The sequence below is a fragment of the Massilia brevitalea genome, from assembly GCF_030711405.1.
Taxonomy (GTDB): Bacteria; Pseudomonadota; Gammaproteobacteria; order Burkholderiales; family Burkholderiaceae_D; genus Telluria; species Telluria brevitalea.
On the sequence record NZ_JAULSI010000006.1, the window covers coordinates 141,816 to 165,297 of the forward strand.

General features: G+C 67.2%; 21 protein-coding genes and 1 riboswitch. Of the genes, 8 read left to right on the forward strand and 13 right to left on the reverse strand.

What is annotated here, in order from left to right; genetic code table 11:
* The gene (locus tag QWL29_RS05500) at nucleotides 1-699 is read right to left on the reverse strand and encodes a hypothetical protein (protein ID WP_305821873.1); all 699 of its coding nucleotides are present in this window, start codon (nucleotides 697-699) and stop codon (nucleotides 1-3) included.
* A gap of 2 nt (nucleotides 700-701) precedes the next feature.
* Entirely contained in the window at nucleotides 702-1,544 is an 843-nt protein-coding gene (locus tag QWL29_RS05505) for a MipA/OmpV family protein (protein WP_305821874.1), read from the reverse strand.
* 435 nt (nucleotides 1,545-1,979) lie between these two features.
* Here QWL29_RS05505 and QWL29_RS05510 point away from each other — a divergent pair, with 435 nt between their 5' ends.
* On the forward strand, nucleotides 1,980-3,275 hold the full coding sequence (locus QWL29_RS05510; protein ID WP_305821875.1) for an ATP-binding protein: 1,296 nt from the start codon (nucleotides 1,980-1,982) through the stop codon (nucleotides 3,273-3,275).
* A 54-nt stretch (nucleotides 3,276-3,329) separates the two neighbouring features.
* Here the strand turns inward: QWL29_RS05510 and QWL29_RS05515 are convergent, their stop codons facing one another.
* The 6 genes from QWL29_RS05515 to QWL29_RS05540 form a co-directional block, all read right to left on the reverse strand.
* Entirely contained in the window at nucleotides 3,330-3,644 is a 315-nt protein-coding gene (locus QWL29_RS05515) for a hypothetical protein (protein WP_305821876.1), read from the reverse strand.
* The gene (locus tag QWL29_RS05520; RefSeq protein WP_305821877.1) at nucleotides 3,641-4,306 is read right to left on the reverse strand and encodes a thiol:disulfide interchange protein DsbA/DsbL; all 666 of its coding nucleotides are present in this window, start codon (nucleotides 4,304-4,306) and stop codon (nucleotides 3,641-3,643) included. Before QWL29_RS05520 ends, QWL29_RS05515 begins: the two co-directional genes overlap by 4 nt.
* A 406-nt stretch (nucleotides 4,307-4,712) precedes the next feature.
* Complete coding sequence (locus tag QWL29_RS05525) at nucleotides 4,713-5,585, reverse strand: cobalamin-binding protein (RefSeq protein ID WP_305821878.1); 873 nt, start codon at nucleotides 5,583-5,585, stop codon at nucleotides 4,713-4,715.
* A complete protein-coding gene (locus QWL29_RS05530; protein WP_305821879.1) occupies nucleotides 5,582-6,385 on the reverse strand; it encodes an ABC transporter ATP-binding protein in 804 nt (267 codons plus the stop codon). Before QWL29_RS05530 ends, QWL29_RS05525 begins: the two co-directional genes overlap by 4 nt.
* Before the next feature lie 20 nt (nucleotides 6,386-6,405).
* Nucleotides 6,406-7,455 carry a FecCD family ABC transporter permease gene (locus tag QWL29_RS05535; RefSeq protein WP_370663666.1) on the reverse strand — a complete coding sequence of 350 codons (1,050 nt, stop codon included), beginning with the start codon at nucleotides 7,453-7,455 and terminating at the stop codon, nucleotides 6,406-6,408.
* A gap of 18 nt (nucleotides 7,456-7,473) precedes the next feature.
* Nucleotides 7,474-9,423: a TonB-dependent receptor family protein gene (locus QWL29_RS05540; protein ID WP_305821880.1), complete on the reverse strand. Its 1,950-nt coding sequence runs from the start codon at nucleotides 9,421-9,423 to the stop codon at nucleotides 7,474-7,476.
* Between the two features lie 72 nt (nucleotides 9,424-9,495).
* Nucleotides 9,496-9,722, reverse strand: a riboswitch (cobalamin riboswitch).
* 146 nt (nucleotides 9,723-9,868) lie between these two features.
* Here QWL29_RS05540 and QWL29_RS05545 point away from each other — a divergent pair.
* Entirely contained in the window at nucleotides 9,869-10,693 is an 825-nt protein-coding gene (locus QWL29_RS05545; RefSeq protein ID WP_305821881.1) for a DODA-type extradiol aromatic ring-opening family dioxygenase, read from the forward strand.
* A gap of 143 nt (nucleotides 10,694-10,836) precedes the next feature.
* On the opposite strand, the gene ylqF is transcribed toward QWL29_RS05545, so the two are convergent.
* Entirely contained in the window at nucleotides 10,837-11,784 is a 948-nt protein-coding gene (gene ylqF / locus QWL29_RS05550; protein ID WP_305821882.1) for a ribosome biogenesis GTPase YlqF, read from the reverse strand.
* 143 nt (nucleotides 11,785-11,927) lie between these two features.
* Between ylqF and QWL29_RS05555 the strand changes: the two genes are divergently transcribed.
* Complete coding sequence (locus tag QWL29_RS05555) at nucleotides 11,928-12,209, forward strand: hypothetical protein (protein ID WP_305821883.1); 282 nt, start codon at nucleotides 11,928-11,930, stop codon at nucleotides 12,207-12,209.
* Nucleotides 12,210-12,739: 530 nt separating this feature from the next.
* Here the strand turns inward: QWL29_RS05555 and QWL29_RS05560 are convergent.
* From QWL29_RS05560 to QWL29_RS05575, 4 genes are all read right to left on the reverse strand, one after another.
* Nucleotides 12,740-13,633 (reverse strand): hypothetical protein, encoded by an 894-nt coding sequence (locus QWL29_RS05560; protein ID WP_305821884.1) that lies wholly within the window; start codon nucleotides 13,631-13,633, stop codon nucleotides 12,740-12,742.
* 160 nt (nucleotides 13,634-13,793) lie between these two features.
* Nucleotides 13,794-15,065, reverse strand: a complete 1,272-nt coding sequence (locus tag QWL29_RS05565) for a choice-of-anchor X domain-containing protein (protein WP_305821885.1) — start codon at nucleotides 15,063-15,065, stop codon at nucleotides 13,794-13,796.
* On the reverse strand, nucleotides 15,055-15,933 hold the full coding sequence (locus tag QWL29_RS05570) for a hypothetical protein (RefSeq protein WP_305821886.1): 879 nt from the start codon (nucleotides 15,931-15,933) through the stop codon (nucleotides 15,055-15,057). The genes QWL29_RS05565 and QWL29_RS05570 overlap by 11 nt, the downstream gene beginning before the upstream one ends.
* A 454-nt stretch (nucleotides 15,934-16,387) precedes the next feature.
* Entirely contained in the window at nucleotides 16,388-17,317 is a 930-nt protein-coding gene (locus QWL29_RS05575) for a histone deacetylase family protein (RefSeq protein ID WP_305821887.1), read from the reverse strand.
* A gap of 170 nt (nucleotides 17,318-17,487) precedes the next feature.
* On the opposite strand from QWL29_RS05575, the gene QWL29_RS05580 reads away from it, so the two are divergent.
* From QWL29_RS05580 to QWL29_RS05600, 5 genes are all read left to right on the forward strand, one after another.
* Nucleotides 17,488-18,408: an AAA family ATPase gene (locus QWL29_RS05580; RefSeq protein ID WP_305821888.1), complete on the forward strand. Its 921-nt coding sequence runs from the start codon at nucleotides 17,488-17,490 to the stop codon at nucleotides 18,406-18,408.
* A gap of 5 nt (nucleotides 18,409-18,413) precedes the next feature.
* Nucleotides 18,414-19,427 carry a DUF58 domain-containing protein gene (locus QWL29_RS05585; protein WP_305821889.1) on the forward strand — a complete coding sequence of 338 codons (1,014 nt, stop codon included), beginning with the start codon at nucleotides 18,414-18,416 and terminating at the stop codon, nucleotides 19,425-19,427.
* The gene (locus QWL29_RS05590) at nucleotides 19,424-21,445 is read left to right on the forward strand and encodes a transglutaminase TgpA family protein (protein WP_305821890.1); all 2,022 of its coding nucleotides are present in this window, start codon (nucleotides 19,424-19,426) and stop codon (nucleotides 21,443-21,445) included. The genes QWL29_RS05585 and QWL29_RS05590 overlap by 4 nt, the downstream gene beginning before the upstream one ends.
* Nucleotides 21,442-22,665, forward strand: a complete 1,224-nt coding sequence (gene mltB / locus QWL29_RS05595; protein ID WP_305821891.1) for a lytic murein transglycosylase B — start codon at nucleotides 21,442-21,444, stop codon at nucleotides 22,663-22,665. The genes QWL29_RS05590 and mltB overlap by 4 nt, the downstream gene beginning before the upstream one ends.
* Nucleotides 22,666-23,108: 443 nt before the next feature.
* A complete protein-coding gene (locus tag QWL29_RS05600) occupies nucleotides 23,109-23,456 on the forward strand; it encodes a hypothetical protein (protein ID WP_305821892.1) in 348 nt (115 codons plus the stop codon).
* Nucleotides 23,457-23,482 lie beyond the last annotated feature (26 nt).

Consider the following 23,482-nt stretch of genomic DNA (forward strand, 5'->3'; position numbering starts at 1 on the left):
TTACTCGAACAGCGGCACGATCGCCAGCGGCACGTTGGCGCTGATCACCTGGGCGCGCTCGGCGCCGCCGAAGCGGTAGACCACCGTCGGGAAGCCTTCATCGGCATCGCCCGGGAAGGCGGCGCCATTCACCGGCGCCAGGGCCTGGTCGGCGCCGTCCAGGCGGTGCAGGCGCACCGCGATCTCCCCCGCCCGCCGCGCAAACACGAAACGCACGCCGCCGCATTGCAGCGCGCGCTGCGAGGCGTCGGCATGGCGCGCGAAGCCGAGCGCCTGCTCGCAGCCGGCGCGCAGCTGGGCCGCGTCGTACACGCCGTCGGCCTGCGGCACCAGGGACACGCGCGGACGCACGCTGAAGGCGCCGATCTTGCGGCTCAGGTACAGGGCGGCATTCTCGTCGTAGGCCGCCTTCAGCAGCGGGAAGGCGGTGCGGCCGAGCGGATCGAGCGCCAGGTTCACCTGGTTGGCCTTGCCGGCCAGGGTCAGCTGCACGCCATCGAGCGCCACGCCCCTTTCCAGCGGCACGACCTGCAGGTGATGCTGGAGCTGCTGCTTCGGCCCGCCGTATTTCTCGAACACGACCATCGCCCGGTAGGCGTCGCGGTAGCTGACCCAGTCGGCCGCTTGCGCGCCCGCGCCGGCGCCCAGGGCGCTCAGCGTCAGGATGCAGGAAGCGAACAGGTGGCGGGCCAGGGGCATCGTCAGAACCGGTAGGCGAAGGCGGTGGACACCGTCAGGTTGGTCGGCCGCTCGACGAGCGGGCTGTGGCGGGCGTCGCCATTCAGACGCATGAGCTGGACGTTCGACGTCAGCATCCAGGACGGCGTGAAGGCCCAGTTCCAGCGCAGGCCCAGGTGGGCGTCCTTCAGGCCGCCGCCGGGACGGTAGACCGGGTTGCCGCTGCGCAGGGAATCGAATTCACTGACGCCGAAGAAGGCGCGGTTGTAGCCGGCATTGACCAGGCTTACGCCGGCCGCCACCGAGATCCGGTGGTGGGCGCCGGCCTGCATGGCCAGGCGCTGCACGCCCAGGTCCAGGCGCGCGCCGTCGCGCTCGTTGCCGGCGCCATACAGCAGGCTGCCGGTGACGCGCCAGTCGGGCGTCAGGTAAGCGTTCAGGAAGCCGCCGCCGAGCAGGCGGGTGGCGACCGGGGTCATGCCGTTCAGGCGGTTTTCGCTCAGTTCGGCGTCCGGCAGCGAAACGACCGAATAGCGCATCAGGATGCCGTCCACGCCGCCGCCCCTGCCCGACTCGTCGCGGCGCCGCTGCAGCTCGAGCAGCGGGCCGAATTCGACCCGCGGGTCGCGCGACAGGTGCATGCCGGCATTCATGCCCGACACGAACACGCCATTGCTCCACTGCACCTGCAGCACCGGCAGCGCCTTGCGCTCGCTGTGCTCTGCCCCGTCGTAGCGCGCGGCCGAAACCAGGCCCAGCCCGACATACATGTCGCGGCTGCCGTCGGGCATGGGATTGGTGGCCGGCGTCTGGGCAGCGGCGCTGCCTGTCAGGAATGCCAAGGCCAGGGCGGTGAACTTGTTCATGGTGGAGTCGGAAGATTGCTTGCCCGTATTCTACGTTGAGCTAGCCTTGCCCGAAATATCCTGAGTGCATGATTTACGGTCGCGTCAGCGCGGCCGGTGCCGATGGAGGGGATAGAGGATGGGGCGGCGAAGCGCCCGAGGCCAGGGAGTGGCGAGCAGCACGGCCTCATCTCGTCCTCCCGTCGACTGGCCGCACCCTTGGGCTGCGACCGGAATAAAAAAACCCACCGACACTCGCGTATCGAGTGGGCAAACGGAAAACCTGAATCCTCGCTAGGTTATCCGTCTGGCATGTTTTAATCTCCTCCCAGATGTCGCCTCTTTGTCGCAAATTTGTAATTTACCGTTGTCATCATTGCTCCTATACAATGGCGTTAGGAGAAAAACAATGTTTCTTGGCGTCGTAAAGAAGGGCCGATGTTGGAGGGAAGTCGGGTGAACCGGATTTTCTTCCGCTTTTTCGTGCTGGTGATGCTGTCGATTACGGCCGCCACCTTCGTGATCTATTTTGCGATGAGCCGCCTGTTCGGCGACCCGCTCGACGACATCGCCCGGCGCCAGTCCTCGGCCCAGATCTTCCTGATCGAACAATACGTCGACGAAGCGCCGGCGGACGAATGGCTGGTGCGCCTGAACCGCGTACGCGAAGTGTCGGACACGCGCTTCGACCTGATCTCCCTGGCCGCTGCCCGCGCCGCCCTGCCGCGCGCCAGCCTGCGCGCCCTCGAGCGCGGCGAGGTCGTGCTCGACATCGGCAACAAGGCCTTCTACCGTCGCGTCGACCTGGACGGCCAGCGCTACATCGGCAGCGACGAGGAAGTGATCCACGCGCGCGATTTGCCGATCGACGTCAACCTGGCCCTCAAGATGGAAGCGGTGCGCTACGTGATCGTGGCGCTGGCCCTGCTGGTGCCGGTGGCGCTGTGGTCGCGCTCGCACTGGCAGGGGCTGCAGAAGCTGTCGCGCGTGGCCGACGAATTCGGCGCCGGCCGCCTCTCGGCACGGGCGCGCATGCCGCGCTCGGCCAGCATCTATCCGCTGGCGGAACGGATCGACCACATGGCCGACCGCATCGAGGAATTACTGGTCTCGCAGAAGAACCTGCTGCACTCGGTGTCGCACGAACTGCGCACGCCGATCGCGCGGCTCGAATTCGCGCTCGAACTGCTGGACGCGAAAGCCGGCGACCCGGCCCTGCGCCGGCGCATCGCGGCGATGGAAGGCGACGTGCGCGAGCTGAACGACCTGGTCAACGAACTGCTGGGCATGGCGCGCCTCGACAGCGAGCAGGCGCTGCGGCGCGAAACGGTGGACGTGGCCGGCCTGCTGGAGAACGCTGCGGCGTCGCTGCCGCCGGGTCCGCAGGCGCTGGAGTTGGCTTCGGCGCAGGATCTCGGGACGATCGAGGCCGATCCGCGCCTGCTGGGGCGGGCGCTGTCGAACCTGCTGAGGAATGCGCAGAAATACGCGGCGGCGTCGATCCGCCTGTCGGCCGCGCGCGAGGGAGACAGGCTGCTGATCGCGGTCGAGGACGACGGCCCCGGCATTCCCGAAGCGGAACGCGAACGCATCTTCGAGCCCTTCTACCGGCTCGACCGCAGCCGCGACCGCGCCACTGGCGGCTTCGGCCTTGGCCTGTCGATCGCGCGCAAGGCGGTGCTGCTGCACGGCGGCAGCCTGACGGTAGAAGCATCGGACCTGGGCGGCGCCAGGTTCGTGATCGCAATCTAGAGCAGGCGGCGCACACACAGCGTGCGCCTTGCCCACCCGGTCTAGCCGACCACCCTACTTCCGCTCGGGCTTCACGTGCGTGAAGCCGTACCACAGGTGTTCCCACCAGTGTGCGCGCGACTTCACGGTGTACAGGCAGGCCTTGTCGACCCCGCTCTTGAACACCGGGTCCGGGCATTGATTCGTGATCAGGGCATGGCGCTGGTTCTCGGCATTCACGAGCGTGATGCAGAGCCAGATCACCAGCCCGAGCAGGATCACGACCAGCGACCACGCGATGTGGTTCACGTTGCTGGTCTCGAACAGGTCCTCTTCACGAGGGCGGGCGCCCTCGTACATGGCCAGGACCTTGCCTTCGCTATCGCTCATTTCGTCTTGGCTGCCTTCTCGACAAGGGCGTCCAGCACCTGGAAGCTCGCCTGCATCAGTTGGTTACGGTCCGTGATCTTCAGCTTTTCCGACACCTGGCCCGGCGAAGTCTGGTACTTGCCGTCGATGATGATGGTCGGCGTGCCGCTCACCTGGTAGGCGGTGGCCAGTTGCGGCAGGCGGCGCAGCTTGGTGGTCACGCCGAACGAGTTCCAGGTTTCGAGGAACTTGGCGCGGTCGATGCCGTTCTTCGATACCCAGTCGATGATCTGGTCGTCCTTCATCAGGCGCACGCGCTGCACGTGCACGGCGTGCAGCACCTTCGGATGGAATTCGGCCTGCTTGCCCATGGCTTCCAGCGTCAGGAACAGGTGCGCTTCCGGGTCGGCCGGGCCCTGGAACGGCAGGTGGACACGGCGCAGCACGATCTTGTCACCCTGCTTTTTGACCCATTCGTTCAGGCCAGGTTCCAGCGCGTAGCAAGCCGGGCAGTGATAAGCGAAGAATTCCACCACTTCGACCTTCTTGCCGGTCGCCTGGACCGGCTGCGGCGTTGCCAGGGTCGTGTATTCGACGCCGTTCTGCGGATTGGTTGGCGAAGCGAAAGCAGTGCTGGCAACCAGGCTGGCAGCGACGATGGCGAAACGCAGGGAGCGGCGCATAAAAATCCTTCTGTGTGAAGTTGAAGAAAACGACCGCGAGATTACCACTTTTTCGCTGTCCCCTCTAAGCTGGACACGATTTTTTGCAATTGCTTACGGGTGTAACGCGGCCATCGGCTCGAATGTGGGTCGTCGTTGGCGCGGGATCTGGTGGCATCGTTGATGATCGTACGGTGGGCACTTTGTAGTGCTGGCATTTAGCCAGCCCTACTGCCCACGCGGAATGATGAACATGGTTGGCTTCGTTTTACCTGCGACCGCTGGCCAATCGAAACGTGTTCGAATGATCACTTGATGACGCCAACACGTGGCGGGTTCTGTGGTTCAAACAGCGCCAACATCACGCAAGCTTCCGCGTGGGCACGGGGTGCCCACCGTACAGGTGATGTCGGTGTCCATGGATGAATCAACGTGGGCGCCGTGCACGCGCTTCGTCCAGGCGCGCGCACAGCGCCGCGGCGCCATCGACCACGCGCGGGCCCGGCCGGGTCAGCAATTCCTCGTCGAGCGTGAACAGGTTATTACGCCGCACCGCCGTCATGCCCTTGTACGGCTGCCAGATCGACAAGCCCCGGTCCTGCGGCGTGTACAGCTTGCCGCCAACGATCGCCTCCGGGTCCTTCTGCACCACGGCTTCCACACCGACCTGCGGCGCCACCGTCTTCAACTCGGCAAAGATATTACGGCCGCCGCAGGCGCGGATGGCGTCGCTGGCGATCTGCTCGCCGTTCAAGGTATAAAGCGGGCTGTCCCAGGCCTGGTAGAACACCGTCACCGGCGGGCGCTGCGCATAGCGGGTGCGCAGCGCCGCCAGCTTCGCCTGGTATGCGTCCGCCGCGGCGCGCGCGATAGTCTCGGTGCCGAGCAGCTGGCCGAAGCGCAGCAGGCTGGCCGCCACCTCGTCGAGCTTGCGCGGCTCGCTGTGGAAGACCGGGATGCCCAGGCCCTGCAGCTGGGCGATCTGGCGCGCCGTGTTTCCGCTTTGCCAGACGATCAGCAAATCCGGCTTCATCGCGATCACGCGCTCGATGTCGATCTGGCTGTTCGAGCCGATCAGGGGAATGCTGCGCGCTGCCGCCGGGTAATCGCTGTAGTTCATGGCGCCGACGATGCGCGACCCGCCGCCGGCCGCGAACAGCAGCTCGGTGACGTGCGGCGCCATCGAGATCACGCGCTGGGCCGGACGCGCCAGCGTGACGCGCTGGCCGCCATCGTCGACCACGCTGACGGCGGCCTGGGCCGAAGCGGAAAACAGCAGCAGGGCAAGCAGCGCTTTCATTGGGTCGTCCCGACAGGTGCAAGCTTGGTGATGGCCGCCGGCGCATCCGGCAGGAACACGGTGCGCGCGCCGTGGGCAATCGCCGCGATCGGATGACCGAGGCAGGCGCTCAGCAGCTCGGGGCGCATCACGTCCTGCGTGGCGCCGGCGTGCCAGCTGCCGTCGCCGTTCAGCAGCAGCGCGTGGGTGGCGCCGCTCCAGGCCAGGTTCAAATCGTGGCCGACGCTGACCACCGCCCTGCCCTCGCGGCACAGGCGCGCCATCAGCTCGGTGACGGCCACCTGGTGCGCCAGGTCGAGGGCATTCGCCGGCTCGTCGAGCAGCAGCAGCGGCGTGTCCTGGGCCAGCAGCGCGGCAATCGCCACGCGCTGGCGCTCGCCGCCGGACAGGGTGCGCACGTCGCGCTCGGCCAGGTGCGCCACGTCGAGCGTGCGCAGCGCGGCTTCGGCGGCGGCGTGGTCGTCGCTGCCTTCCCAGTAGCGGTCGGCGTGATAGGGATGGCGCGCCATCAGCACGGTTTCGATGACGCGGTAGGCAAAGGCGTCGCCGCGCGATTGGGCCAGGTAGGCGCGTTCGCGCGCCAGCGCCGGCAAGGCCCAGTCGCCGACCGGCTTGCCGGCCAGGGCGACCGTTCCGCCGTCGGGCGAACGCAGGCCGGCCACGGTGCGCAGCAGCGTACTCTTGCCGGCGCCGTTCGGGCCGATCACGCACCAGCTTTCGCCGGCGTGCACGCGCCAGTCCAGGCGCTCGACGAGCAGGCGCCCATCGACGCGCAGGGTCAGGTCTTGGGTAGAAATCATCGGCGGAGTCATCGGCAGAGTCATCGGCGGCGCAGGTGAAGTTGATGAAGCTGGAACAGGAACACGGGTACGCCGATCAGCGAAGTCAGCACGCCCACCGGCAGCTGCTGCGGCGCCAGCACGGTGCGCGCCAGCGTGTCGGCGACAACGAGGAAGCTGCCACCCGCCAGGGTGGCGGCCGGCAGCAGAATACGGTGGTCGGGGCCGAAGGCATGGCGGCAGGCATGCGGCACCACCAATCCGACGAAGCCGATGCTGCCGCCGGTGGTGACGGCGCAGGCGGTCAGCAGGCCCGAACACAGGAATAGAAAACGGCGCTCAGCGGCGACATCGATGCCGAGCGCCACGGCGGCGTCGGCATGCAGGGCCATCACGTTCAGCGCCCGCGCGCGGCGCAGGGCCAGCAGAACGGCCAGGCCGAGCACGACCCAGGGCAGGGGGCGCCAGCTGGCGCCGGCCAGGTCCCCGATCATCCAGAACACCATGCCGCGCAGGCGCGACTCGGGCGCCACCGACAGCATCAGCGTGACCAGGGCCATGCAGGCCGAAGCCAGCACCACGCCGGTGAGCAGCAGCACGCCGGATTCGCCGGTGCGTACCGCTTCTCGCCCACTACTGCGTCCACCACCGAGGTCACGCCGCGCAAGCAAATACAGAAGAAGAGAAATCCCGATCGCGCCCGCGAGCGCGCCGAGATCGACCATCCACAGCGCCGCGCCGAACAGCAGCGCGGCCAGCGCGCCGACGGCGGCGCCGGCCGAGACCCCCAGCACGTAGGGATCGGCCAGGGGATTCCTCACCAGGGCCTGCATCATGACCCCGGCCAGCGCCAGTGCCGCGCCGGTGGCAAAGGCGGCGCTGGCGCGGCCCAGGCGCAGGTCGAGCAAGGTGGCGGACATGCCATCCGGTTCGCCCGCCATCAGGCTCGATAAAGCCTGCGGCAAGTCGCTGAACGGCACCGGCACCGAACCGGCCAGGCCGGCAGCGCCAAGCGCCAGCAGCGCGCACACGGTCAATACCAGCACGATCACGCGCTGGCGGGTCCGCGACGCTGCCGGCAGGACGCTCACTGGCCTAGCTCACCACGATCAGAAATCGTAGCGCGCCGAGAGCTTCAGCTGGCGGCCGTCGCTCGGGTAGATGCCGCTGCGGCAACCGAAGGCGTTGCTGTAGTACTGGCGGTCGGCCAGGTTCAGGCCCGACACCGCGAATTCCCAGCTGCCGACCTTCTGCGCGAAGCGTGCGTCGATCGTGGTGTACGACGGAATGCGCGCAGCGCAGGTATTGCCGAAGTCGTTGCCGAAGCGCTGGTCCGACACATACTGGGCGCCGATGTCGGCGGTCTGGCCGGTGCTCGGCATCCATGCCAGGCGCGCGGTGAGCACGTTCTTCGGCACCAGCACCATTTCGCGGCCGGCGTTCGGGCCATCGGTGAACTTAGCCTTCACATGCTGCCACTGGCCGGTGATGCGCCAGTCGCTGGCGATGTTCACCTGGCCTTCGACTTCCACGCCCTGGCGGCGGGTCGGGTCGAGGTTGGTGTTGGCGCCGAAGCCGTTCAGGGTCGGATCGTAGAAGATCTCGTTCGTCAGGCGGTGGCGGAACACGCGCGCGCTGATGCGGCGTGCCTCGTTGCCGGCGCTGACGCCCAGCTCCAGGTCGCGCGAGGTCTGCACGTCGAGCAGGCCTTCCGACGAACGGTAGCCGTTTTCGTCGGCGTTCGGGATGCGGTAGCTTTCACCTGCCTTGGCGTGCACGGTGATGCCGGCCAGCGGATCGATGCTGCCCTCGACGCTCCAGCCGTTCTGCGACTGCTCGCCCCGCTCCGGGCTGCCGAAACCGCTGTTGTCCTTCTTCTCGAAGCGCTCGTGGCGCGCGCCCAGCGCCAGGCGGGCGTTGTAGGCGCTGGCGAAGCGCATCTCGTCGCGCAGGTAGAAGGCCTTCGAATCCTGGCTGGAATCCGCACCGAAGCTGGTGCTGCGCTCCCAGCGCGTCAGGTCGACGCCGGCCACGACTTCGTTCAGCATGCCGTTGTCCAGGCGCGCGATGTGGCGCAGGCGCGGCGAGAACTGGGTCTGGCGGCTGTGGTAGGTGGACTCGGACAGGCCGCTGCCGAAGTCGTAGGCCGACTTCACTTCGCGCTCGCGGTGCGCCAGTTCGGCCGCCAGTTCCACGCTGCCGATGCGGTGTTCGCCGAACAGGGTCACGCGGTCGCTGTCGAGCGAACCGAAGTCGTTCGGGTTGTTGGTCTGGCGCGGGTTGGCGTCGAATTCTTCCTGGCTCAGCGAGCCCGGCAGGCGCGAGTGCTGGCGCGCGCTTTCCACGCGCAGGCCGAGGCGCGAACCTTCGACGGCCCACTGGACGCCGCCGCTGATCGACTTCTGGCGGAATGCATTGTTCTCGCGGTAGTTGTCGGTGCCCTGCTTGTCGGCGGCCAGGTCGAAGGAGAGCGGGCCTTCGCCGTGGCGCACCGAGGCACGCGCGTCGTACTGATCGAAGCGGCCGCCTTCCAGGCTCAGGGTGCCGTGGTAGCCGGCATCGGCGCCGCGCCTGGTGATGATGTTGATGACGCCGCCGGTAGCGCCTTCGCCGTACAGCACGCTGCTGCCGCCGCGCGTGATCTCGATGCGCTCGACGGTGTCGACCGGGATCGAGGACAGGATAGGGCCGGCCAGTTCGTTCTCGTTGAGGCGCACGCCGTCGACCAGGATCACCATGTTCTGGCTGCTGTTCGAGCCGAAGCCGCGCAAATCGAGGCCAAAGTCGGGCGAGCCGTCCAGGCTCTGGCGGCCGAACACGCCGCCGATCTTGCGGATCGCGGCGTTCACGTCGTTGGAACCGGCGCGGCGGATGTCGTCGGCGGTGATCACGGTGGCGCCGATCGGGGTCAGGGCCGCGTCGCTGGCGAAGCGGGCGCCGGTGACGTTGACGGTGGCGATAGCCTGCTCGGCGCTGGCGGCGCCGGCGAACAGGGTCAAGGCACAGGCAAGCACGAGCGGCTTGATCGCCGGCGCGCTGGTCGGAACAGCAAAAGTCATGATGTTTTTAAATTCGATAAGTGTGCATCCGGCCTGCGTCCCCGCAGGCCGGATTCAACGGACAGTCCCTGGGAATGTCCACCTGTCCTGGCCGGTATCCGGGCTAGCAAGTCGGACCGCCTCACCTTCCTGCGCTTGTACACAGTGGTGTTCGAGGCGGCCTGTCGCCGTGGCGACGCTTGTTTACCGTTGCGGGGGCAGCACACCTGGCCGTGCGCCGGGGGCGCAGGGGCATCGTGTTTCCCGTTTAACTGCGCACGCGGATTGCGCGCGCGGGCACCAGAACGGGGCGGATTATATAACGGGCAAGGGATTGCGGCGTTTCGCGGTTGTTGTTGCGCCGCGTTGGTGCGGTCTCATCGCACGATCATCGGCGAACCGACCGGCCACGCCCGAACGCCGGATCGGCTACCATCGCAATATGCCACTACATGAAGGAGCCGCCATGACCACCCGCCTGCCCACCTATTTCGTCTCCCACGGCGGCGGCCCCTGGCCCTGGCTGAAGAAGGAATTCGGCGCCGCCTACGACAAGCTCGAAGCCTCGCTGGTCGACATCCCGCGCCAGCTCAAAGCGCGGCCGAAGGCGGTGCTGGTGGTGACCAGCCACTGGGAAGCCCCACGCTTCATGGTGTCGTCATCAACGGCCCCCGGCATGATCTACGACTACGGCGGCTTCCCGCCGCACACTTACCAGGTACGCTACCCTGCCCCGGGCGACCCGCAACTGGCGGCGCGCGTGGCCGCCCTGCTGAACCAAGCCGGCCACCCTGCCGCGCTGGACGACCAGCGCGGCTTCGACCATGGCACCTTCTCGATGCTGTATCCGGTGTATCCGCAGGCCGACATGCCGGTGGTGCAGCTGTCGCTGCGGCGCGACCTCGATCCGCTGGCGCACGTCGAGGCCGGGCGGGCGCTGGCTCCCTTGCGCGACGAAGGGGTGCTGATCATCGGCAGCGGGCTGTCATTCCACAACCTGCGCCAGTTCGGGGCCAGTGGACGCGAGGCGTCGCACGGGTTCGACGGGTGGTTGAACCGGACCTTGCTGGAACTGGCGCCGGCCGAGCGGACGGCGGCGCTGCTGCGCTGGGAAGAGGCGCCCTCGAGCCGGGCGGCGCATCCGAGGGAGGAGCATTTGATACCGCTGATGGTGGCGCTGGGGGCGGCGGAGAACGAGGCGGCCGCCAGCGTGTATCACGAGGATGCGTTTTTTGGCAGCCTGGCGGTGTCGAGTTTCAGGTTTGGGGAGGTGGGGGGTGGTGTGGGGTGATCATTTGGAGGCGGTACTGAACCGCACATTACGCGGCTGGAAAGCCGCAATCACCGCGCACAGTTCCGCGTGGGCACGGGGTGCCCACCGTACGGTTGAGGCCAACGTCCAAGGTAAAGCCGGTGGGTGTCCGGCGTCAGCGATTACGTGCCGCGCTTGCCGCGGGCGGCTTCTTCGGCCTTGGCGGCGGCCTTCTCGGCGGCGATGCGCGCCTTTTCGGCTTTTTCGATCTCATGCGCGGCGATGCGGGCGGCGCGGGTGGCCGGGGTCTCCAGGCTGATGCGGCCCAGGGCGCCGCTGCGGTAGTCGTGCAGCAGCACGTGGGCCGCCTTTTCGACGTCGAACTCGCCGCCACGCACACGGAAACCGCGGCGCGCCGCGACGTTTTCCACCACCGCGATGCCGTCCATGCCCTCGGTCTTGAAGCCGTAGCGCGCGGTCAGGAGATGCGGGTAGCGCTCCAGCAGCAGGTCGCCGAGGAAGAAGGCGACTTCCTCCTCGATCAGCGCATTCGTGCCGATCGCGTGGCTGGCGGCCAGCATCATGCCGTCGCTGTCCATCTCGATCTTCGGCCACATCAGGCCGGGCGTATCGACCAGCACCGTGTGCTTGTCGAGATACAGCTTTTGCTGGGTCTTGGTCACGGCCGGCTCGTCGCCGACCTTTGCCACGCGCTTTTTCAGCAGCGCGTTCATCAGCGTGGATTTACCGACGTTCGGAATCCCCATGATCATGATGCGCAGCGGCTTGGTCGGCACGCCGCGGTGCGGCGCCAGCGACAGCGCCAGCTGCGGAATGCGCGCCACGTCGAGCGGCTTCTTGGTCGTCATCGGGTAGGCGGTCACGCCGTCCTGGGCATCGTAATAGGCTTTCCAGGCGGCGGTGGCCACCGGGTCGGCCAGGTCGATCTTGTTCAGGATTTTCAGGCAGGGACGCTGGCGGAACTTGCGCATGCGGTCGACCAGCGGGTTGCAGCTCGCTTCGGGCAGGCGTGCGTCGAGCACCTCGATCACGAGATCGATGTTTTCCATCTGCTCCTCCGCCTGCTTCTTGGCGGAGTTCATGTGGCCCGGGAACCATTGTATCGACATGCTGTGCTTTCCAATTCTTTCTAACGAGGCAGTATTCTACGCGGCTTGTCCCTGCCGCGTCGCCTCCTGCATGTCTGAATGTTTCCACAAAGAACGAAATCGTTTGATCTGTTGCAATAGGGACGCGCCGCCAGCCCGGCACCATGACGAAACCGGCCGCCTGTGGCCGGGTCGAGGAGAACGTCATGGGGATCGGTCGCAACGTGGAAGTGTGGATTTTCGGGGCATTCCTGGTACTGGGCCTGGTGGCCTGCCTGAGCGGCCCGTCCGAACGGGCGGCGCCCGCGCCGGTGGCGAATGCGGCGGTCGAAGGCGAGATGGCGCTGCCGATCGATCCGCGGCAGCCAATGTACACGGTGTACGTGGTTGGCAAGCGGCCGACGGCGGCGGAGAAGGCGCAGATGCGCAAGCGGGACGCCAGTTAGCACCACGCCATTTACCTCATTGGAGGGGCGGGCAATTACCCGTAGAGGATGTGAAAAAATTGTCAGGGCAAGGCGCCGAGTCGAAGACAGTACGAGCGTACGGCGAGACGAGGCTACGCAGCCATGGCGATTTTTTCACATCCTCGTAGGGTGGGCACTCCGTGCCCACGCGGTTACGTGCCCGTCCGCAGTCTGCTGCGGTGAAGTGTCGCTCGAAACGCTTGCAACGAACCGACAAGCTGGCGATGTGCTCCCGATGCGCCGGCATCGTTCGCCCATATCNTACGTGCCCGTCCGCAGTCTGCTGCGGTGAAGTGTCGCTCGAAACGCTTGCAACGAACCGACAAGCTGGCGATGTGCTCCCGATGCGCCGGCATCGTTCGCCCATATCGACTGCGGTGAGCGTCAACACCATGCAGGCATTCGCGTGGGCACGGGGTGCCTAGCGCGGCCCGGCCCACCGTACGGTCGACGTAGCAAGCCATGTCATCGTCCGAGGATGATCTCCTCCAACGCCGCCAGCAACCACATCACCGCGCCAGGTTCTCCATATCCCGCCGCAGCACCGACGTGATCCCACCCCAGTTCCGCCCCGTATAGTGCCCGTAATCCTCGCCATCGTCGCGGAACACCACCGAGTGATACGCCCACTTCGGCCGCCCGCCCTGGTTGTTGCCCGCGCCCAGGCGCAGGTCGTTGCAGAACCAGTCGCCCGGATTGCACAGCGAGCTGCCCGAGCTCCCCGACGCCCCGCCCGAGCTGTGGTAGGCCACCACCTCGTCGTCCTGCCCTGGCAGCGCGAACGAGTACAGGGTGCCGTTCGCCCCTGCGTACATGTAGAACCAGATGTTGCGCGTGTCGTTGTGGTTGTAGAGCGCGCGGGCGGTGGCCACCTTGTGCTGCTGGGCCAGCGGCTCGCTGGTGAGCCAGGCGCCGATGTCGGCCAGTTCGCTGCCGCCGGCGGAACCGGCCGCCGCGCGTACCCAGCGGATGTTCCAGCCGGCCTGGCTGCCACCGCTGCCGGTGCAGACGCCGGCGCCATTCGCCTGGGCATTCGTCACCGGCCGCGCCGAGCCGCCGTAGTTGGCCAGGGTATAGCCGACCAGCATGTCGCCGGCGCTGTGGACGGCGATGTAGCACCAGTTCTGGCCGGTGCAGAAGCAGTCCAGCGCGTTGCGGACGTAGCCGCTTTGCGAGGCGATGCCGCTGCGGCCGTCCCAGTTGACCGACTTCTTGTTGACGCCGGCCGGCGTCGTGTTCGGGCCGAAGTAGGCGAAGTCGTCATAGTTGCCGATCGCGCCGCCGCCAGTGCGGCCGTGGACCCACAGGGTGTAGTTGGTGGCACTGGCCACGCCGGCGGCGAGCATGCCGGGCAGGCACAGCGCGAGTGCAAGTTGACGCGAACCGCGTGCAGGACGTCCCATGTCTTCCTCCGTGTTGTTGTAACGGCCATCGAACAACGTGGGAGGCGCTGCGTCAATCGCGCGCAGGGTGGGCGTCGTGGGGAGGATACCGAACAGCGGGGAGGAACGGGTGGCGGCATCGAAACGCCGCCACCCTGGCACGCATGGACCTACGCTTGTCCTAGCGCGTCGGTGTCCCGCAAGCGCTCGGCGGCAGCGGCTGGGCCGGATCGAAGGCGGCCAGGCTGTCGCGCGCCAGCTTGCGGTCCTTGGCAAACTCGGTCAGGTAGCGCTCGCGTTCCTCGCCACCGGCCTCGTCATCCGAGATGCCGTTCAGCGACTGCGTGCGGCTCTTCAGCACCGGCCCTTCCAGGCGCGGCATCAGCTCGCGGTCGGGGTCCGTGTTTTCCTTCAGTAGGTAGCCGTCGACGTCGCGCAGGGTCAGGGGCAAGGCCGGCGCGCCGTCGTGCATCAGCTTGCCGAACACGGTCAGCCTGATGTCGTTCGGTCCCGGCCCCAGCACCTCGTTGAAGGTGGCCAGCGCGAACGGCCGCCCTTTGGCATCGTCGACGCGTCCGGTGACCACGTAGCGCCCCGGCGTGCGCACGTCGGCGCGCAGCACAAAGGCGAGCGAGCCGTCGGCCACGACTTCGCGCGGCGGCCCGGCCCACACCGCCGGCAGCCGGGGCGAATAGATCACATCGAAGATCAGTGCGCCGTTCTTGCCGCCGGCCGTGTAGCGCACCTCGGTGCGGATGGTGCCGTGGAAGCCGGCCAGCCCGGTCTGGGCCGGCGTGAGCACGGCGGCAAAGGCGCCGTCGCCGGCCACCGGGTCGGCGCCGCCGCCATCGTCGGCAAAGGCCAGCGCCACCTGGGTGGTGGGACGGGAGCCGGTCGTCATGATGCCGGCGGCCACCGCGCGCGTGATCACCAGCGGCACCAGGCTGCCGTCGGGCGCCACCGCGCGCAGCGAAAACGCCACCGATTCGTTGGCCGCCATGTAGACGCGCGACTGCGAGGTTTGCAGCAGGATGTTGGGGTCGCCCTTGCCGTCGCTAGTGCGCATCGGCGTCATCTCGGTGACTGGCTGGTTCGGGTAGGCCTGGTCGGGATTCTGCGCCATCGGGCGCGAGCCGGCCGGGTACTTGCTGCCTTCGAGGTAGCTGCAGTAGGTGTGGTCGGTCAGCTGGACGTGCTCGACCAGCAACTGGCGCCGTTGGGCGCGCTCGGCGGCGGACGGCTGCGCAGGCTGGCCGTCGACCTGGCCGAAGAACTGCGGCCCCTGCGCAGGCGGAGGAGCGGCACTTGCCGCTGCCGGCGCCGCCTCGCCTTCTCCCCTCAGGGCGAGCCAGGCCAGGGCCGCCACCAGCGCTGCAAGCAGCGCCAGCGGCAGCCAGCGGCGCAGGCCGGAGCCGGCGCCGTGTTGCGTGCTGCGTGGACGATCAGAGGGCACTGTTCACCACGGCATTGCGCACGACACCGACGATGCCGCCCCAGTTGCCGTTCGCGTAGTGGTTGTAGGCTTCGGCGTCGTCGCGGAAGCTGACCGAGTGGTAGCTCCACTTGGCCGAGCCGCCTTCGTTGGCGGCGGTGCCCAGGGTCAGGTCGTTGCACAGCCAGTCGCTCGGGTTGCAGTAGGAGCCGCCCGAAGTGCCGGCCACGCCGCCGGTGCTGTGGTAGGCCACGGCTTCGTCGTCCTGGCCCGGCAGGATGCCGGAATAGGCCGTGCCTTTGGCGCCGGCATACATGTAGAACCAGATGTTGTGCGTGGTGTTGTGGTTGTACATGGCGCGTGCGGTGGTGGTTTTCAGGTCCTTGACCAGCGCTTCCGAGACGGCCCAGGAGCCGACGTCGGACAGTTCCGAGCCGCCGCCCGCGCCCGATGCCGCGCGCACCCATTTGATGTTCCAGCCGGTCTGCGCGCTGCCGTCGGTGTTGCCGCACACCCCGGACGAGTTGGCGCTGGCGTTCTTCTTGACGCGCGCCGAGCCGCCGTAGTTGGCCAGGGTGTAGCCGAGGATCAAATCGCCGGCGCTGTGGGTGGCGATGTAGCACCAGTTGCCGCCGGTGCAGAAGCAGTCGAGCGCGTCGCGGATCTTGCCGCTTTGCGAAGCGATGCTGCTCTTGCCGTCCCAGTTGACCGACTTCTTGTTGACGCCGGCGGCCGTGCTGCCGGGTCCCCAGTAGGTGAAGCTGTTGTAGTCGCCAACGGTGCCGCCGCCGGTGCGGCCGTTGATCCACAGCGTGTAGTTGGCCGCCGCGGCAATGCTTGAAACGGCCATCAGGCAGAGCGCCAGGGCCAGTTGACATGCTTTTTTCACAATCTCCTCCGTTATTGAGTGGACGCCTGATACGGTCGCCATCGCTGCCGGCTCACGCAGGCGCAGCCGCTTGTTGCGGCTGAGTCGACTGTAGGGTCCGTATGTATGAGAGTCAATTGTTTGGAGGTAAGACGAGACATCGTTTGTGAATGTGTCGCGTTAACGCCAGTGCAAGATAATCGATGCGCTCACCAATGGATGGTGGCCATGACCGTACGGTGGGCACCCCGTGCCCACGCGGAACGGTGGTCATCGTTGCCCGATGCAGCATCGCGTTCCCTGCATCGTCGCGGCGTATCGAAAAGCCTCTCGCAAACGTGTCATCCATGGTTGAGCCGCGGAGCGAGTCATCCCGGCCAACACATCAAGGATGCCCACGTAACCGCGTGGGCACGGGGTGCCCACCGTACGGTCAAGGCCATCGTTCATGCGGCCAGCGCGGCACGGCCCGGCGCTAGTCCAGCTCCGCCAGCACCTTCAGATGCGCCACCACGCTGCGCCCCAGCGACGACAGGTCATATCCCCCCTCCAGGCAACTGACGATCCGTCCCTGCGCATGTTCCTTCGCCAGCGCCATCACTTCGCGCGTGATCCATGCGTAATCCGCCTCGACCAGGTCCATGCCGCCCATGTCGTCGTCGCGGTGGGCATCGAATCCCGCCGAGATGAAGACCATCTGCGGCCGGAAGGCGTGCAGCGCCGGCAGCCATTGCGTGCGCACCAGCTCGCGCACGACGTCGCCGCCGCTGCGCGCCGCCACCGGCACATTCACGCTGGTGGCCGTGATCGGTTCCGGTTCCGAATTCGGGTAGAACGGATGCTGGAAGAAGCTCGCCATCAGCACCCGCGGATCGCCCCGAAAGGCGTCGGCCGTGCCATTCCCGTGGTGGACATCGAAGTCGACGATCGCCACCCGCTCCAGCCCATGCACCTCGAGCGCATGGCGCGCTGCGATCGCCACGTTGTTGAACAGGCAGAAGCCCATCGGCTCCTTCGGCGTGGCGTGGTGCCCCGGCGGGCGCACCGAGCAGAAGGCATTCGCGATACTGCCGGCCATTACGGCGTCGGTCGCCGCCACGGCCGCCCCCGCCGCGCGCAGGGCGGCCTGGTAGCTGGCGTGGCAGAGAATGGTGTCGGCATCGAGCGGATAGAACTCGCCCGCCGCCGGCACATGGTCGCGCACCAGCGCCAGCGCGCCCGGCGTGTGGTTGCGCAGGATGGACGCTTCCTCGGCGGGCGGCGCCAGGCGCCGTTCGACCAGGCCGTCGAGCCGGGCCAGGATGAGTTGGTCCTCGATGGCCTGGAGCCGGTCGGGCGACTCCGGGTGCCAGTCGCCCATGTCGTGCTTCAGGCAATCGGGGTGGCTGAAAATAGCTGTGCTCATGGTGCGCTCGTCAAGCGTGGGTGACTGCCCTGCTCATCCATACACCGGAAATATCCGTTCTCGCATAGAATCATCCGGACGGCCCTCCCCGCGTGGAAGAATAGTTGCCAATATCGCTAATCTACCATGCCGCCCGGGCCGTCGCACCATTCGACCATGGGAACCCAAGCATGTTCAACAAATTGCACGCCGCCGCCCGCCAGGTCGGCCAGATCGTCGTCGGCAAGGACCAGCAGGTGCGGCTGGCCTTTACCTGCCTGCTGGCCGGCGGCCACCTGCTGATCGAGGACGTCCCCGGCGTCGGCAAGACCACGCTGGCGCACGCGCTGGCCCTGTCGCTGGGCCTGAAGTTCAACCGCGTCCAGTTCACCAGCGACCTGCTGCCGGCCGACGTGGCCGGCATCTCGGTCTACGAGCGCGAAAAGAACGGCTTCGTGTTCCACCCCGGCCCGATCTTCACCCAGGTGCTGCTGGCCGACGAAATCAACCGCGCCACGCCAAAAACGCAATCCGGCCTGCTCGAGGCGATGGAAGAACGCCAGGTCACCTTCGATGGCGTCACGCGCGACCTGCCGGAACCTTTTTTTGTCATCGCCACCCAGAATCCGGCGCACCAGGTCGGCACCTTCCCGCTGCCTGAATCCCAGCTCGACCGCTTCCTGATGTGCCTCTCGCTCGGCTACCCCGACCCGGCCGCCGAACGCGCCCTGCTGCTGGGCGAAGACCGGCGCGCCATGCTGCGCACCCTGCAGGCGGCCACCAGCCCGGCCGAACTGATGGATGCGCAGGCCGCGCTGCGCCAGATCCACGCCTCGCATTCGCTGGTCGACTACGTGCAGGCCCTGGCCCAGGCCTCGCGCCAGGGCACGCTGTTTGCCGAAGGCCTGTCGCCGCGCGCCACTCTGGCCTTGTTGCAGGCCGGACGCGCCTGGGCCGCGCTGGAAGGCCGCGACCATGTGCTGCCGGAAGATATCCAGGCGGTGCTGGTGCCGGTCTGCGCACACCGTTTGCGGCCGCTGCGCTCGGCGCAAGGCATGGCCCTGGCCAGCCGCGACCTGGTGCTGCAATTGCAGAAATCGGTACCGGTCTGAACACCATGGCGCCGGCAGAAACGCTCACGGGCCGGCTACGCCACAAGGCGCGCGCACGCTTGCAGCGCGAACGCGACGCCGGCGCGCTGCTGCTCGGCCAGCGTCGCATCTATATTTTGCCGACCGGGCCGGGCCTGGGCTTCGGCGCCCTGATCCTGGTGCTGCTGGTCGGCTCGATCAACTACAACCTCGGCCTGGGTTATGCGCTGACTTTCGTCGCCCTGTCCTGCGCCCTGGTCGACATGGTGCTCACCTGGCGCAACCTGGCCCACCTGGTGCTCACACCCGGCCGCGCCCCGAACGTGTTCTCCGGCCAGGAGGCGCCGTTTGAACTGCAGTTGGCAAATCCCGGCCCGCGCAAGCGCTACGCGGTGTGGGTCGACGTGGCCGGCGTGCCCGAGCCGCGCCACGTGGCCGACGTGGCGGCCGGTTCCAGCGCCACTGTGCGGATCGCCGTGCCGACGGAGAGCCGCGGCTGGCTGGCGGCGCCGCGCCTGACCCTCAGCACGCGTTTTCCGCTCGGCCTGTTCCGTGCCTGGGCCTACTGGCATCCGGACATCCGGGGGCTGGTGTATCCCTTCCCCGAGGAAGGCGCGCCGCCCCTGCCGCAGGTGGCGGGCGGGCGCAGCGACGGCACGGGCCAGGCCGGCAGCGACGATTTCGCCGGCGTGCGCCCCTACCAGCCGGGCGACTCGATGCGACGCCTGGCCTGGCGCCAGATCGCGCGTCTCGACCCGAACGACGGCGGCCAGCTCGCCACCAAGCATTTCGAAGGCGGCGCGCGCGACGAGCTGGTGCTCGACCTGGCCGCGCTGCCGGTGCAGCTCGACCTCGAAGCGCGCCTGTCGCGCCTGACGCGCTGGGTGCTGGAAGCGGAAAGCCGCGCCCTGCCCTATGCCTTCCGCCTCGGCGCCGACCGCCATGATGCCGGCAATGGCGCGGCGCACCAGGCGGCCTGCCTGCGCGCCCTGGCCCTGTATGGAAACCCTGGCAACCCCGGCAACGGGAGCACGCCATGAACCTGGCGCGCCTGGCCGCCCTGCCGCGCGATAAAGCCGACACCCTGCTGCTGCTGGCCAGCGCCATGCTGGTGCTGGCCCCGCACACCCTGCACCTGCCGCCCTGGGTCTCGCTGCTGTGCGGCGCCACCCTGGCCTGGCGCGCGGCGATCACGCTGCAGGGCAAGCGCATGCCGCCCAGCCTGGTCCTGATCCCGCTCGCCGCCGGCGCCATGCTGGGCGTGATGCACACCTACCAGACCCTGCTCGGGCGCGACGCCGGGGTCGCCATGCTGGTGCTGCTGGTGGACTTCAAGATGCTGGAGATGCATGCGCGGCGCGACTTGTTCGTGGTGGTCTTCCTGTGCTTCTTCCTGGTGCTGACCAACTTCTTCTACGAGCAGGGCATCGGCACGGCGCTGCTGATGTCGGCCTCGGTGCTGCTGCTGTTCACCACCCAGATGAGCTTCCAGTTCGCCACGAGCGTGCCGCCGCTGCGCGAGCGCTTCCTGATGAGCGCGCGCATGCTGGGCATGGCGGCGCCGCTGGCGCTGGCCCTGTTCTTCCTGTTCCCGCGCATCCAGGGGCCGCTGTGGGGCTTGCCGGGCGACGCCAACGGCGCGCGCTCGGGATTGTCGGAAACCATGGCGCCGGGCATGCTGGCGAACCTGGCGCAGTCGCCGGAAACCGCCTTCCGCGTGAAGTTCGAAGGCAGGCCGCCGGAGCGCGAGCAGTTGTACTGGCGCGGCCCGGTGCTGGGCGACTACGACGGCCGCACCTGGACCAGGCTCAGTCCTGCACAGCGCGGCCCGGCCCAGCGCCAGGCAATCACGAACCGGCGCCTGCCCTTGTCGGTCGCGGGCGAGCCGCTACGCTATGAAGTGACGCTGGAGCCGGCCAACAACCGCTGGCTGTTCGCCCTCGAGATGCCCGAACGCCTGCCCGCCATTACCGGGAATGCCGCCCAGCTGTCGGGCGAGGTCGAGATGACGACGCTGGCGCCGATCGACAGCCGGCTGCGCTACCAGGTCTCCTCGTTCATCCATTACCGCCTCCAGGCCGACGGCTTGCCGCAGGATGCCGGCCAGTGGCTGCAGCTGCCGGCCGACAGCAACCCGCGCGCGCTGAGGGCGGGCCTGCAGCTGCGCGCGCTTCCCGACCCGGGCCAACGCATCGAATCGGTGCTGCGCAGCTTCCGCACCGAAAACTACGTCTACACCCTGAACCCGCCGCTGCTCGGCAAGGACGCCGTCGACGGTTTCCTGTACCGCAGCCGCGCCGGCTTTTGCGAGCATTACGCCGGCGCCTTTGTGTTCCTGATGCGCGCCGCCGGCGTGCCCGCGCGCGTGGTCACCGGCTACCAGGGCGGCGACCTCAATCCCCTCGACGGCTACCTCACCGTGCGCCAGTCCGATGCCCATGCCTGGGCCGAAGTGTGGCTGGCGCAGCGCGGCTGGGTGCGCATCGACCCGACCGCGGCGGTGGCGCCCGAGCGCGTGCAGCGCGGGCTGGACGGTGCGGTGCCGCCGCGCCCGCCCTTCGGCATCGAGGGCCTGGGCCGCTTCATGAGCATCGACGGCGACGCCAACCCCTGGCTGGTGCAGATGCGCTACGCGGCCGGCGCCATGAACAATGGCTGGAACCAGTGGGTGCTGAACTACACGCCGCAGCGCCAGCGCGGCATGGTCGAGCAATTGCAGTCGTCGCTGCTGGATTGGCGCCTGCCGGCCTGGCTTGCCGCCCTGGCGATTCTGTTGCTGCTGGTACGCACCTGGCGCAGCCGGCGCGGGATCGATCCGGTCGATGCGCTATACTCGGCCCTGTGCATGCGCCTGTCCCGTCTGGGCCTGGCGCGCGCGCCGGACGAAGGCCCGCATGCCTATGCCGAGCGAATCGGCGCGGCGGGCAAGCTGGCGCCGGGCGCACAGGCCGCCGCGCAGGACTTCCTGCGCCGTTACAGTGCCTGGCGCTATGCACCGCGCCGCGCCGACGCCAGCTTCGCCGCGACCCTGAAGCATTTACTTTCCCAGGTCAGATGAAACAGTTCGCCCCCGCACTCGCCTCCCTGTTCGCAGCATTCCTCCTTTCGGCAGCACCGATCCACCAGGCTGGCGCCGCCGATAGCGGCCAGGCCGCCAAAGCGCGCGCGGCCAAGGCGTCGAAAGCCGGCAAGCCATCCAAGGCCACGAAGACCAGGGCCGCGAAGCCGAAAGCGAAAGCGAAAGCGGTGAAAAAAGCGCTGGCGCCGGCCGTGGCCGCCGCAGGCGTGGCCAAATCCATCGACTACGACGGCGAGCAGGTGAATTTCGCCGAGTGGCAGGCGGTGCGCGGCTTCGCCGACGAGATGGTGGCGAAGCACGGTTTCGAGCGGGGCGAGATGGATGCCCTGCTGCGCCAGGTGCGCTTCGTCGAGTCGGCGGTGCAGCTGGTGAAACCGGCGCCGCCGGGCAAACCCAAGAACTGGCAAGCCTACAGCGCGCGCTTCATCGAACCGATCCGCATCAATGCCGGCGTGCGCTTCTGGAACGAGAACGCCGAAGCGCTGGCGCGCGCCGAGGCGACCTATGGCGTGCCGGCCGAGATCCTGGCCGGCATCATCGGCGTGGAAACCGTGTACGGCCGCGACACCGGCCGCTTCCGCGTGATCGATACCCTGGCCACCCTCGCCTTTGCCTACCCGGAAGCGCCGAACCAGGCCGCGCGCGCCGCTTTCTTCCGCAGCGAACTGGAACACGCCCTGCTGCTGGCGCGCCACGAGAGGATCGATCCATTCTCGCTGCTGGGCTCGTTTGCCGGCGCGGTCGGCCTGCCGCAGTTCATGCCGGGGAATATCCTCAAATATGGCGTGGACTTCGACGGCGACGGCCACATCGACCTGCGCGGCTCCACCGCCGATGCCATCGGCAGCGTGGCCAACTTCCTGATCCAGCACGGCTGGAACCCGGCTGACAAGGCCCCGGCCGTGCTCCAGGTATCGGTGGCGCCGAGCCGTGCCTGGGAGCCGCTGCTGGAGCGCGGCCTGAACGCTACCCTGCGCGCCGAGGAACTGCTGGGCGCGGGCGTGACGCCCGACGTGCCGCTGCCGGGCGAACGCCTGTACGGCCTGGTCGATTTGCAGAACGGTGCCGAGCCGACCGAATACTGGGCGGCCAGCGAGAACTTCTTCGCCATCACCCGCTACAACCGCAGTTACTTTTATGCAATGTCGGTGCTTGACCTGGGCCGGGCGGTACGCGAAGCGCGCTCGAACGCGCTTTGATAACGTGGTAAGTTTGTAACAGGCTGTAACGTCCAGCGCTTAAGTTTGCTCTAATAAACTCTTTTTGACACCGGGTACTCCCCCGGTGTATCCCTCGTGTTTTCTTTTCTATACTCTATGGAAACTTTCCATCGGGTTGCATACCCCCCATTCTCTTGTCAATCGAGCATATCAAATTGAAACGTGCGGCGAGCAAAACCTGTTTCCTTTACACTTAAGTTTAACGAAAAAACAATTATTATTTCCGTGAGTTTGTGAGAGAATTGCATTGCGGCCATTGTTGCGACTAGACAACATACAGAGACTTTACTACCGAATTCTATTGCTCATAAGTACTAGACTCAAAAATAGTTGTACAATTGAGTAGATTTTTTCGAAAGACCTTCCGGAATCGATCCGCCGCTAGCGACTTTCCGTAAACCCATATAGGAATTATTCAAATCATGACAAACCAAGTCGGCATTGATATGAACAGCGATGCGGAATCGGACGAACTGCTGCAATACAACCCGAACCGCCTGCTGGACACCCTGATCGAGAACCTGCGCCTGAAAAACGACGCTGCCCTGTCGCGCGCCCTGGAAGTGGCGCCGCCGGTGATCTCGAAAATCCGCCACCACCGCCTGCCGGTCGGTGCTTCGCTGCTGATCCGCATGCACGAAGTCAGCGACCTGTCGATCCGCGACCTGCGCTACCTGATGGGCGACCGCCGCAACAAGTTCCGCATCAGCGACAAACAGTTCAAGCCGAAAGAAGGCGCATCGCCATCGACCGACAGCGACCAGTCGTAATCGCCGGTTCCGGCCTGGGTGCCGGA